This window comes from Christiangramia qingdaonensis (assembly GCF_048381525.1).
Lineage (GTDB): Bacteria > Bacteroidota > Bacteroidia > Flavobacteriales > Flavobacteriaceae > Christiangramia.
The window spans coordinates 415,448-427,843 of sequence record NZ_JBLWIM010000008.1 but is presented as its reverse complement, the minus strand read 5'-3'; the positions used below and the strand labels follow the sequence as shown (position 1 = coordinate 427,843).

The window sequence follows — 12,396 nt, the reverse complement described above, 5'->3', positions numbered from 1 at the left end:
TGATTAGTTAAAGTTGAAGAGCGCTCTACGGAGCGCTTTTTTACTGACTTAAAAGTATCCACCTGTTTCCCGCACTCTGAATTGTAAAGATTTGTCCAGACTTGATGCTAGGAACTTTGGCGTTTGTTCTTGGATCGAATAGGTCATCACCTCCTGTAAACTGGAAAAACTTTTCAGAATTTCCAGGCCAGTTGATAAGACGTAATATTCGTCCTTTATTTGAAGCAGATGCAGGCATGATCAATCCGGTAACCTGGTTATTGATTCTCAGGGTTCCTACATCATCAGTTATTGCATAGTCCGCTACAGCACTGGTTGTAGAGCTGTAATTTGCGAAGCCAGCATTGGTCCAACTTACCTGTCCGTTTGCGTTGATAGACATTACCTGACCTTCTGTACCTCTATTCAAAGGCAGTACATATTCAGTTTCCGGACTGGTTCCTATTCCTATTCGTCCGTTAAAGTAGCCGGCGTACACATTGCTGTTTGCATCTCCGGTAGCAATACTGTAAATCCCGAAAATATTTCCCACGCCCTGAATGGATCCAATTTCAGAATAGATCCCGTAGTTATTACTTCTCGCTCCAAAAGTTCTTCCAACGCGGTTGTATATACCGTAGATATCATTTGTGCCGGTATTCTGATAGGTTTCGTTGAATATTCCATAATGAATCCCAAGACCCACACCACCAACATTGTTTTTAATTCCATATTTGTTACCGTTGGTAGCGCTTCTATTGTCACTAAGAATCCCGTAAGTGGTAAGGTTATCTGTAGCGGAGTTCGCGTTATCTACCTCAAGACCTTTTTTAAGCCCGGTATCTTTGCCCGGAGCTATGGCAATTTGCAATCTTGAGGAAATCTGATCTGTACCAATACCAATGCTGGCTTCGCGAAAAATGGGTTCTGTAATATTATTCGGGGAGACAGTCGTTCCGGTTTTATAGAAGTTTACTGTATTAGTTTCTGTAGCGATCGCTTTCCATTTCTTTTCCATAGCATTCCAGAAATAGAATCCTTCTGGAAAACCGCTAACGCTTTTACTTAAAAATACCAGCATTCCATGTTGATCTTCCGAAGGTAAAACAATTGGAAATTTCGCAATTCTTGGTATTAAGATACCATCAATACTTGCTGGATCTACAGTGTTAGTCGCCACAATATCCAACTGTGCTTTAGGCTCTGAGGTTCCAATTCCTACCTGTGCCTCGAGTTGAGACATCATCATACCCATTAAAAACAGGCATATAATTTTTTTCATGAACAAACAATTTAGCTTGCCATAGAAGTGGATCTAGGGACGAATTGGGTGATCCAAATATAGACGAATAATCAACACTGCAACTATTTATTTTAGTCGCTATCGTTAATTTTTCCCTGGAGTATTTTGATTTCATCTCTTAGCTTCGCGGCCTGCATAAAATCAAGTTCTTTAGCAGCCGTTTCCATAGCTTTTCGCTTCTCCCGAACTTTCTTTTCCATTTGTGGCTTGGTGAGATATTCGGCTTCAGCTTCCGCAGCTTTTAAGTCGGTGCGTTCCTCGTCACCATAAATATCCAGTTTTTGCTTAACCAGGGCACTGTCAAATTTCTTATTTAGTTTAGTAGGAGTAATGTTGTGTTCCTTGTTATAATCCATCTGCTTCTGGCGACGATACTCAGTCTGGTCGATCGTTTGCTGCATACTATCTGTTATTTTATCTGCATACAGAATAGCTCGTCCATCCACATGTCGGGCAGCTCTACCAATGGTCTGAGTTAAAGATCGGTTACTTCTCAAAAAACCTTCTTTATCTGCATCGATGATCGCAACCAGGGAAACTTCTGGTAAATCCAGGCCTTCACGCAGTAGGTTTACACCTATAAGAACGTCAAAGATTCCGCGTCGAAGATCCTGCATGATCTCTACGCGTTCCAACGTATCAACATCAGAATGTATATAGCGACAGCGTACATCGATGCGCGTCAGATATTTCGCCAGCTCTTCCGCCATCCTTTTAGTAAGCGTAGTAACCAGCGTTCTTTCATCTCTTTCTACTCGAACATGAATCTCTTCAATTAGATCATCGATCTGGTTTAAACTTGGACGCACTTCCACAATGGGATCAAGCAAACCTGTAGGTCTAATAACCTGTTCCACATACACTCCTTCACTTTTCTGAAGTTCATAATCTGCTGGAGTCGCACTTACATAGATTACCTGATTCTGCAGGGCTTCAAATTCCTCGAATTTCAATGGTCGGTTGTCCATCGCAGCCGGGAGTCGGAATCCGTAATCAACCAGGGTCTCTTTTCTAGAGCGGTCACCACCATACATGGCGTGAACCTGAGGAATGGTTACGTGACTTTCGTCTACGATCATTAAGTAATCATCTGGAAAATAATCCAGCAAACAGAAAGGTCTGGTCCCGGGAAGACGTCCATCCAAATAGCGAGAGTAATTCTCAATACCCGAGCAATAGCCAAGTTCCCGTATCATTTCAAGATCGAAATTCGTTCTTTCATCCAGCCTTTTTGCTTCTAGAGTTTTACCAATATCAGAGAAGTAATCAACCTGCTTCACCAGGTCATCCTGAATTTGATGGATCGCACCTTTTAAAACATCAGGTGAGGTCACGAACATATTCGCAGGATAAATATTCAGTCGTTGATATTTCTCGATAACATCATTAGTTCCTGGATCGAAGGCTTCGATCTCCTCAATTTCATCTCCAAAGAAGTGGATTCTGAAAGCATTATCTGCATAACTTGGAAACACGTCTACCGTATCACCTTTTATTCTGAAATTTCCATGCGAAAATTCAGCCTCTGTTCTGGAATAGAGCGACTGCACCAGGCTATGCAAAAATTTGGTTCTGCTAATTTCCATATCTCGTTCTATGGAAACCACGTTCTTTTTGAATTCAACAGGATTACCAATCCCGTAAAGACACGAAACTGAAGCAACCACGATCACATCGCGTCTTCCGCTTAGAAGAGAAGAAGTGGTGCTTAAACGTAACTTTTCGATCTCCTCGTTGATGGAAAGATCTTTTTCTATGTAGGTTCCGGAAGTGGGTATAAAAGCTTCTGGCTGGTAATAATCATAATAACTCACGAAATACTCTACAGCATTCTCCGGGAAGAACTGCTTGAATTCTGAATATAGCTGGGCGGCAAGGGTTTTGTTATGTGCCAGCACGAGCGTCGGCTTTTGCACCTCTTCAATAACATTGGCGACCGTAAAGGTTTTACCAGAACCGGTTACTCCCAGTAACGTCTGGAACTGTTCGTCTTTATTGATCCCGCTAACGAGTTGTTTAATAGCATTGGGCTGATCTCCCGTAGGTTTATAATCAGATTTTATATCGAATTTCATGAGGCAGTCTTCCTTTTTCCTAGCCCGACGAAATTAAACAATTACAGAGCTTTATTCAAGTTTTTGGCATTTACCTAACAAGTGAGAAATGCCCCTTAAATTCCTGTCCAGTTTGTAATAAGACGCGAAACCAGTAGTCATCTGCTGGCATAGGCTTACCATCAAATGTGCCGTCCCAACCTTTGCCTGCCGCAGTTAGTTTTGAAATTAATTTTCCGTAGCGATCAAATATGCTAATCTTATTGGAGGCAGCCGTTTCGCTGCTAATACCATTTAACTGCCAGAAATCATTAATTCCATCCTGATTGGGAGTAAAAAAGTTATCATACCCAATAATGGCAATTTGTGTTTTGATAATAGCGCACTGCTTCAGATCACGGATGTAAAGATCCTGAAAACCGGAGTTTACATTCTCAAAAGTAGTACTCGTTTGAAAAGGACCATCTTCGCTTCCTATAGAATATTCATATGCTTCTGCATTCCGAAAGCTTATTTCTACAGTATTATTATTAGAATTAATAACAGGCTGAACAAGTGAAAAGCTTTCCACATTGGGAGGTTCATTCAGAATAAGTTCGATTCTGGTAATGTTAAAGCAATCTGGATTCCCTTCTTCGGAAGTTCTTGCAAACAGGCTCTCTGCTCCGGCTGAAGTATACAAACTTGAAATAGCGTTGGAATTTTCCCGGGCGGCATTTTCCGAAATGAAAAAGGCTATATTGTGAGCTCCATTGATTCCATTCAGGATTTCGTTATTAAGATCGCTTAACTCAAAATCAGCGAGATTATCCTTGTCCAGATCACATTGCTCAAATTCTAAATTTTGAGCAACCAGAGGTCCATCATTGATGGTCAGGGTGAAGTCTGTGATCTTGGAACAACCGGTAAGATCATTTTCGATTCGGGCAAAAATTGGTCTACTTGGGACGTCACTTGTATAAATATCGCTCAATGCATTGATACCATCAGTAGCATCGGCAATGGTCTCATGGTAAGTTAGTGTAGTACTATTCTGAATATTAATAACTGGTGTATTCTGGCTAAGATCGAAAATCGCGCTGCCATTTGCGTTACAGGTTTCCAGATCTATGCCTTCATTATATTGCGGACCATCAGGAAAAGGAAATCCGCCGGTAGTAGCTGTTCCTGTCCATTCCAGTTCAAACGGACTGTTTCCCACAGGTCTGTCTATCACGATAAAATAAGTTTCCCCGGGCTGTACATCTAGATTTGCAACAAAGCTATCACCATCTGGTCCAGGTCCTTCGCTTGTTTCTGTCGATCTGGGGTTTAAACCGGTGAAATTGGATGCTAAACCTGCGGCATTAGGATTTGTGGTAGAACAACGAATAGCGTTTCCAAGGTTGTTACAGCTGGCATTTGGGCCAAAAATAAAGAAATCGTAATCTACATTAATATCGCTGCTGGTAGGTTTTAAATTGAAGCCTAATGATCCTGCTTTGGTGATTTCGATCTCCAGCCAGAGAGAGTTAGTTTCCTGGCTTGCACAATTGTTGGTGCCATTGAGTTCCTGGGTACCTATACCATCTGCATTGCTGGATATCCTGCCATCACCGCAAATTTTAATCGCTCCACTACAATCACTTGCAGGATTCTGAGCGTTTGAAAGTGCTGAGAAGGAGAGGAAGAGAATTAATAATCTTAATAATTTCATGTTATTCTCTAATAAGGGAGAAATGTCCTTTAAAAATTTTACCATTTTCGAGACTTACTTCAAACCAGTAATCATCTGCCGGCATTGGTCTGCTATTGAAGTTACCATCCCAGCCCTTAGTTTCTTTAGGAAGCATGGCTACGATCTTCCCATACCGATCATAAATTATAATCTTCTGAAATTTGAATCCGGGTTCAGAAATATCGTAAGGTCTCCAAAGATCATTCGAACCATCATTGTTTGGAGTGAAAAACGGCGGATGTCCATATAAAGTAACCTGCATTTCACCTGTTGCACATCCCATACTGTTCTTTATATAAATAGTATGTTGTCCTCCAGGAACTCCTCGAAACTCCGGATTGGACTGATAGGGTCCGTTGATGTTGTCAAGAGCGTAAACCGTATTTTCATCGGTTGAATTGGTGAAAATTAAGAGATCATTTTCGCTGCCGTTATTGGAAATCTCTATTTCCGAAATTTCAGGAGCTTCAAATTTTTCAACATTAAAATTGATAGATCTTCCGCAGCCAGATTCCTTTAATTTGAGGCTTAAAGAATAGCTGCCAGAATCGTTTACCTCAATGGTTCTGCCAGTTTCGCCGGTACTCCACGTGTAATCGAATTCATCAGGATTGGCAAGATCAAGATCATTACCAAGAATTACCGGGAAATCTGCTGCACATCCACTCAGGCTCATCAAAGATTGAATGGCCGGGAAACCGGTCATTTCCAATTCTATACTACCAAATCCATAGCAAATATTATCTGCATCTGCCCGAATATATAAGGTTTTTGGGCTAGTAACATAATTATCAGGCAATGCATTAGTGCCAAGAATCGCATCATCTTCAGTAGTATGAAAGCTTAACTTAACATCAGAATTTAACCCAAGATCATTTCTGGCATTTTCAGCAATAGTACCCAGATTATATTGAGCCGTACCATCACCCAGATCACAGCCTGTAGCTGTTTCCAGTGATAGATCGACACTTTCGGTAGTTTGCAGTCTGAAACTTTCTATATCGTAACAATCACTTCCGAAGCCACTGATTTTCACAAAAACCTCCTCATTCGAAGTGTTGTTCCGGTAGATGTTATCCAGGGTAAGTTCGTTATTCACATCTGCAATAGCATCTGCCTCACTTCCGTAGAAAAAAAGCTGAATACCTGATTGGCCCTGCGATAACTCTTCCTTCGCAAGCTGAAGATTAAAAGTTGCAATCCCATCTGTTGGATCTGAATCCTGGACATCACATTGTTTCAGGATAAAATCTGAAGGAACATTGGGAATCTCAAAAATAGTCACTTCTTCACAAACCGGGTCCTGAGGAATTCCATTGATGATCCCTGTAAGACTCACTGTATAAGTTCCTGTGGCACTGTAGGTATGCATAGGTGCTGAGGCAGTTGAGGTGGCACCATCTCCAAATTCCCATATAAAGGCATCATATTTCGAAGCATCTCCTGCGGTAAATTCTGTAGTCTGTCCCAGGCAGATATTCTCATATTCAAAATTATTATTGAAAAGAGATTGTACAAACGGGGGCAGACCGAGCCTAACCACTTTGGGAGAAATATCTAAACTGTTATGTCGGTAATTTACGTTTGCAGCGTCTTCTTCGGGTTCATTGATCACAGACATCAGGTTCCATCTAACGAAGCCACCATCAGTAGAGTAGCCAGCACGATATATCTTGCCATTGGGCGCTAGTTGTAATGCTCCAGCAACATTTCTGGAGGAATTTATCAAGTAAGCGGAAGAAGCAATATCTGTAGCTTCGAGATCAAATTGATATAACTCACCATTTTGTAACACATCTTCTGTATTATAATTATTGGAAGTTGCGTAGAGTTTAGTGGATTCCGGAGAAAATTCCACGCCGTATGGATAGGCATTGGCCAGCAGCAATTTTTCGTTGGAAACTCTACCGCTAAGATCATTAAAATCGTATAGAAATACCTTTCCGGTTTTCTTAGCACCTCCCGACCGCGGACTCCCAATGCTGGTTCCACTATAAGCCGCAGCCAGGTAATTTCCATTTGGAGAGATCTTCATATAACCCGGAGCTGTAACGTTTAGATCCTGTTCGTTAATCCTGGGAGGGAAATTGTTATTGATAGTGGAAATGACTGCGTTCGTATTTACTCCTGCGGAACTTACTCTAAATGAGTAGAATTTATTAGTAAACTGAGTGACCACCCAGTACGAAACACAATCTCCCGCGATCACTGCGGAAATCTTTTCAGAACTTTTGAATTCTTTTTCTACTATATCTGAAGGATCGTAGGTAACCAGGTGAGTATTCTTAGTGCCCGCAATAATACCGCCATTTCCATTGTCAAGACTCATGTCAACTTCAGAAAAATGAACACCTTCAATAGGATCGTTAGTTACCCGAAAGTAATCTGGTTTGTCCACGGTAAAAATATAATAGTACCCGGGATTTGCAGGCTTCGGAACAATGATCGCCGATTGCGTACTGGAAACATTTCCTTTTAGATCACTCCCATTTAACATTACCTGATGATTGCGATTGTAAACCGTTGAACCATCAGTATAAAAAAGAAGATTTCCGTTTCTGTCTGAGATACTTGCAGAACCTTCGATAGTGTTCAGAACACCGTTAGTAAGCGGAACCGCCTCGCCTGAAGTAAAGGATAATCCAGCGCCTACACCAAAATACCAGTTTGCTGCTTCCTGCTGGCCGTACATGAGTGTCGGCAGCAGGAATATGGCAAGGATCACTTTCAACTTCATACTAACGTAAAGCTATAAAATAAGTCTATAAATCACGCTTCTTAAGTAGAAATAATGAAAGGTATACAAATATGAAAACCCAGGCGATCACAATGAGTAACTGGTACCAGTGGATGCCATAATCTTTATCTAATTCTCCACCTATCTGGTTGGCCGCTGTTTGTACTGCATTCAATCTGGAGAATGGTTCTACCACAAGATTGCTCATTGACTCCAAAGGGAAAAACTGCATAATATTGGTTGCAATATCGGTTCCTTTAAAGACCTTGAAATTAAGAACGGCGTACACGATTCCTTCAAAAATTGCCCATACTACCAGGAATCCCAGGGCGAATGCAGATCTTTTGATTAGTATTCCAAGGAACATACAAAATGCAAAGAACCCGGTTAGTTTAACAAAATAAGCCAGCAGGTATTCCAGGTCTGAAACTACTATAGAAAATTCAGTAAAATCTGAAAAGGAGTACCCAAGGATAATGGTTACTATAAAAAGGAAGATCGTAGATATTCCTGAAAACACCAGTACTGTGAGAAATTTGGAAAGAATGAATTCCTTTTTGCTCAATCCATCAATTAAATTCTGTTTGATCGTACGGTTGCTGTATTCGTTCGACATCATGGAAACGATGACGATCGCAAGAAAGATCTTCAGCAGAGCAGCGATATAACTATTAAAATGCCATATGTAAGGAAAATTAAAAATTCCCTGGTCTGCAACTCTAAACTGTATCTGGCCAATATTAAATTCAATAGAGGCGATAAGCGCAATAAATGTGATGAGTATAAAATAAGTGATAATCAGGATCCTGGCAGATCTGCTATATCGTAATTTATTGTATTCTATTTCGAGTAAACGTAACATTATGCTTCGGCGGTTTGATTGGTTAATTGAAGGAATTGTTCTTCCAGGCTTTCTTTACGCTTTATCAAAAACGATAAGGACAATCCCTGGTCAAATAAATACCGGTTGATCTCTTCTGCTTCCATTGGTTCGTCGAGGAAAGCGGTAAGCGTTCCTTCTTTGTCGGTGATCTTACCAATTTTTGGATGCCTTTCGAGCAATTCCTGAAGTCTTATCATGTTGCCGGCCTTTAGTTCAAAGAATCCGTGACTGCTAACGATTTCGTCAACGGGACCGCTATATAGTTTTACGCCTTTCCGAATAATAACTACATGAGAACAGACCTTTTCTACTTCATCAAGTAAATGTGATGCCAGCAAAATGGTGGTTCCACCAGAGGCGATCTTTCTTATGATCTCCCTGATCTGGTGAATTCCCTGTGGATCGAGTCCGTTTGTAGGTTCATCCAGAATTAGGATTTCAGGATCATTAAGCAGGGCAGATGCGATTGCCAGACGTTGTTTCATTCCAAGTGAAAAGGTTTTGAACTTACTGTCTTTTCTATCAAGCAAGCCAACGATCTCTAGTTTTTCCTCGACCTTGGCTTTGTTAGTGCCTTTGATCTTGCAAACCAGTGCCAGATTTTGTGCCGCAGTCATATAAGGATAAAAGTTAGGATGCTCTATAATGGCCCCCACCTTTTTCAATGCATTATGAGTAGAGGTATTGCCATCGAACCAGCGAAAATCGCCTGATGTTTTATTAACGACATTGAGAACCATTCCAAGGGTAGTGGATTTACCACTTCCGTTAGGTCCAAGTATACCGTAAACGTTCCCTTTTTCAATGCTGAAACTCAGGTTGTCCACGGCGGTCATTCCGCCAAATTTTTTGGTGAGATTGTTTAGTGTTAGTATTGTTTCCAAGATTGATGAATTGTTTGATATGTGTTGACGAAGTTAGACTTTTGTTACAAGTTTTAGCAGATTAAGCTTATTTTTGAGCAAAAGGAGGGATTTTATGGAAGAAAAACTGATGTCACAAAAGAAGCCGGCGTTCCCCGTGAACGAACGCTTTAACCGTTATCTTCAGAAATATAACCGTAATACCAAGATTCCAGTTTTTTATGATGATCTCCTCAGGTTTTCAGGTTCTGTAGTGGTGTATGACCAGCACGATGAGGATACGTTCTGGGTACGTTGTTATTATCCTGAATTTGAGCGTGTAGAGATCGATAACAGTCTTAAAAAGGTATATACCATACTACACTCCGATGGTAGTGATGATTCTCTTAATTATCTGAATGTCGATGCGATCGATTATTGCACCTTTGGAAATTCAAAACCCTTCAGAATCAAGGTTCGGAATATTCTGAATGATAGTTTCACCTATTTCTATGTGAAAAAAGCTGATGCCTCCAGGTTATACGGACTTGAATTTGAGCATTTACTTTCTCCACACAGGATTAATTTTCTGGTTTATAAAGATACCTTGATTGAAGAGCATATTGCAGGAATTCCAGGTGATGTTTTTATCGAAGACCATTTGCCAAAATGTGATCTTCGGGCACAAACCCAGATCGCGAAGCAGTTCGTAAAGTTCAATGAACGCTGTACTGTACGATTATTAGGTGATATGAGATCTTATAATTACGTGGTGATCCCAACTCATGATTTCGACCATGTAGAGTATCAGATTCGCGCAATCGATTTTGATCAGCAGTGTTTCGAGGGTAATTTAAAAGTTTACCGTCCACAATTCTTCAAAGAAAACTTTCAGATGGTGCAACTGGTTTCAGATAAGCTGGAAAACTCATCTATAGAACAGTATAGAAAAGAAGAGCGTTCCTTGCTGGCTAAGAGAATGATCAATACTCAGAGCAGGTACAAAGAGCTCATTCGTTGTATGATCAATGACCATGTGTCTACCAAGGATAATGTGAAAATGCTTAGAAATCAACTATATGCCTTCTCAAAGGATATGAAGTTTAAAAGGGCAAGTACCATGGGACAGATCCTGCGAACCGCGCTGGATTTCGTGAGAAGAAATTATGAAAATGTAAATACTCAGCGTATGCTGGATTAAAAAAATAGCGGTGAAAAATTCACCGCTATTTTTAAGTCTTTATGCTATTTCTTTTCTTCCTTATTAAAATAAACGAGGTAATAATACATCTGCTTATCTTCATCCCATCCTTTTTCCACGAATTTTTCAGCCGACTCTGCGCTTACAAAATCCATTTTGATCTGAATGTTTGTGTCCAAGGTGATCACGTTTTTGATCTTCTTGCGTGCATCTGTCACCGCTTTGTTCGCGATGGGGAAGTTAGTAAGATCTTCAACTTTATATTTCGGAGCTTTTTCAGTTTTATAATTCTGAAATTCGGGGATAAGATCTGGATTATCGATCACAGAATTTATATAGTTTGACTCCTCGAAATCATCGTTCTTAGCGAAGTAATCCATACTTCGGTTCATGAACATCACTTCCTGTTTTTTATCTTCCGCAGGCAATACTACGTCCTTCGCAAAATTCTTGGCAAAGTTGAGGTAATTCTTAGTGAAATAATTCTCATCTGCAAGAACATCCACCCCTAAAAAGTTTTCCAGCCAGTATTTGGTGTCATAGCGATTGGAATCAACAGAAAGAATTTTAAAACCTTCTGCCTGGTTGCTATTGAAGATTATAGCGCCTTTATCCAATTTCTGTAAATTCACTCCCTGCTGCACGACCATTTCCAAATTGCTCTGGCTTTGTTCAAATTGCAGGAAATCGTGCTTCAACTCAGATTTGAAGATGCCAATAGCCGGCACTTTCACATTATCCAATTGCATTCCTTCAAAGTAAACGACATAAACTTCACCGCTTTTAATATGCGGATGAGTAGATTCTTCATAAAGCAGGGTTGCTATCTTCTTGGAATATTCATGGGTGTTATAAGGATCGTTAAAGATCTTGTTGGAAAGATCGTATAATTCGTTGAACTCAATATCGGTTTCATGATGAAAACGATAATATGATTCCTCTTTTTCGCGAAAAGGCTTCAGGAAATACTCCTTGATAAGAGGTTTGATCTCATCATCAAGTTTGAAGGTAGAAGCGGAAAGAAAGATATTTTCACCGCGATTCTTATTTCCAACCCTGTGGATAGATAGCGATTCTATCTGCGCATTAAAAAGATTGATCATATATTTCTGAAGTTATTTTAAAAGTTAGTTTTCTTTCTGAAGTAATGCTACTTAATTCCAGTTCTCATCGAACTCGAAATCATCGTATCCATCGGTTCCGTAACTATCACCAAAACCGTCGTCATCTGGTGAGCCATCTTCATTTTCACCTGTAAATTCCTTTTCCGGAGCATCATCAGGGATCTGTCCATGAACATACATGAGGTTTGGATAATCTGTACCTTCTTCAGCTTCTGCAATTTGAGCAAGCTCTACAAAGAAAGTCCACATTTTCAGAAAATCATACACGTAGATAAGCTTCGTTTCCTTTTCGGAAAGAACACTATCCAGCGTTGTCTCATTCATCAATTTGATAGAAGTATCATTTCCACTCATATCGAACTGGTGAATTTCTTCACCCTGGTTCCATTCCTCGTCACTTATGTAAAAAGAAGCCATTTCAGTTCCGTCGAATCCAAAAGACTGAACGATAGTGTTATGGAGATCTTCCAGTGTGCTGTCATGTAACATTTCGATGTCTCTGAAAACATCTTCCTTAGCATCTAAAATTACACGAAATCTATATATCATATCTCAA

The 12,396-nt window shown here is 40.2% G+C and carries 9 protein-coding genes; 1 reads left to right on the top strand and 8 read right to left on the bottom strand.

The window, feature by feature from the left end; all coding sequences use genetic code 11:
• Positions 1–40 precede the first annotated feature (40 nt).
• The 6 genes from ACNI3T_RS02640 to ACNI3T_RS02615 all read right to left on the bottom strand — a co-directional run bounded on the left by ACNI3T_RS02640 (position 41) and on the right by ACNI3T_RS02615 (position 9,557).
• Entirely contained in the window at positions 41–1,261 is a 1,221-nt protein-coding gene (locus ACNI3T_RS02640) for a hypothetical protein (RefSeq protein WP_418226511.1), read from the bottom strand.
• 92 nt (positions 1,262–1,353) lie between these two features.
• Entirely contained in the window at positions 1,354–3,357 is a 2,004-nt protein-coding gene (uvrB, locus tag ACNI3T_RS02635) for an excinuclease ABC subunit UvrB (RefSeq protein ID WP_418226510.1), read from the bottom strand.
• Positions 3,358–3,427: 70 nt separating this feature from the next.
• Positions 3,428–5,077 (bottom strand): T9SS type B sorting domain-containing protein, encoded by a 1,650-nt coding sequence (locus ACNI3T_RS02630; RefSeq protein WP_418226509.1) that lies wholly within the window; start codon positions 5,075–5,077, stop codon positions 3,428–3,430.
• Positions 5,034–7,790: a T9SS type B sorting domain-containing protein gene (locus tag ACNI3T_RS02625; protein ID WP_418226508.1), complete on the bottom strand. Its 2,757-nt coding sequence runs from the start codon at positions 7,788–7,790 to the stop codon at positions 5,034–5,036. The genes ACNI3T_RS02630 and ACNI3T_RS02625 overlap by 44 nt, the downstream gene beginning before the upstream one ends.
• Before the next feature lie 25 nt (positions 7,791–7,815).
• A complete protein-coding gene (locus ACNI3T_RS02620; RefSeq protein ID WP_418226507.1) occupies positions 7,816–8,652 on the bottom strand; it encodes an ABC transporter permease in 837 nt (278 codons plus the stop codon).
• Positions 8,652–9,557, bottom strand: a complete 906-nt coding sequence (locus ACNI3T_RS02615; protein WP_322302224.1) for an ABC transporter ATP-binding protein — start codon at positions 9,555–9,557, stop codon at positions 8,652–8,654. Before ACNI3T_RS02615 ends, ACNI3T_RS02620 begins: the two co-directional genes overlap by 1 nt.
• Positions 9,558–9,651: 94 nt before the next feature.
• Here ACNI3T_RS02615 and ACNI3T_RS02610 point away from each other — a divergent pair, with 94 nt between their 5' ends.
• Complete coding sequence (locus tag ACNI3T_RS02610) at positions 9,652–10,716, top strand: hypothetical protein (protein WP_295179662.1); 1,065 nt, start codon at positions 9,652–9,654, stop codon at positions 10,714–10,716.
• A gap of 44 nt (positions 10,717–10,760) precedes the next feature.
• Here ACNI3T_RS02610 and ACNI3T_RS02605 read toward each other — a convergent pair whose 3' ends face one another.
• Complete coding sequence (locus ACNI3T_RS02605; protein ID WP_418226506.1) at positions 10,761–11,819, bottom strand: nucleoid-associated protein; 1,059 nt, start codon at positions 11,817–11,819, stop codon at positions 10,761–10,763.
• A 51-nt stretch (positions 11,820–11,870) separates the two neighbouring features.
• Positions 11,871–12,389: an IS1096 element passenger TnpR family protein gene (locus ACNI3T_RS02600; RefSeq protein WP_418226505.1), complete on the bottom strand. Its 519-nt coding sequence runs from the start codon at positions 12,387–12,389 to the stop codon at positions 11,871–11,873.
• Positions 12,390–12,396: the final 7 nt, after the last annotated feature.

Bases quoted from the DNA above. Each gene is read 5' to 3' on its own strand.
- ACNI3T_RS02620 (WP_418226507.1), bottom strand. From the start codon at position 8,652: ATGTTACGTTTACTCGAAATAGAATACAATAAATTACGATATAGCAGA.
- ACNI3T_RS02625 (WP_418226508.1), bottom strand. From the start codon at position 7,790: ATGAAGTTGAAAGTGATCCTTGCCATATTCCTGCTGCCGACACTCATG.
- uvrB (WP_418226510.1), bottom strand. From the start codon at position 3,357: ATGAAATTCGATATAAAATCTGATTATAAACCTACGGGAGATCAGCCC.
- ACNI3T_RS02605 (WP_418226506.1), bottom strand. From the start codon at position 11,819: ATGATCAATCTTTTTAATGCGCAGATAGAATCGCTATCTATCCACAGG.
- ACNI3T_RS02630 (WP_418226509.1), bottom strand. From the start codon at position 5,077: ATGGTAAAATTTTTAAAGGACATTTCTCCCTTATTAGAGAATAACATG.
- ACNI3T_RS02610 (WP_295179662.1), top strand. From the start codon at position 9,652: ATGGAAGAAAAACTGATGTCACAAAAGAAGCCGGCGTTCCCCGTGAAC.
- ACNI3T_RS02600 (WP_418226505.1), bottom strand. From the start codon at position 12,389: ATGATATATAGATTTCGTGTAATTTTAGATGCTAAGGAAGATGTTTTC.
- ACNI3T_RS02640 (WP_418226511.1), bottom strand. From the start codon at position 1,261: ATGAAAAAAATTATATGCCTGTTTTTAATGGGTATGATGATGTCTCAA.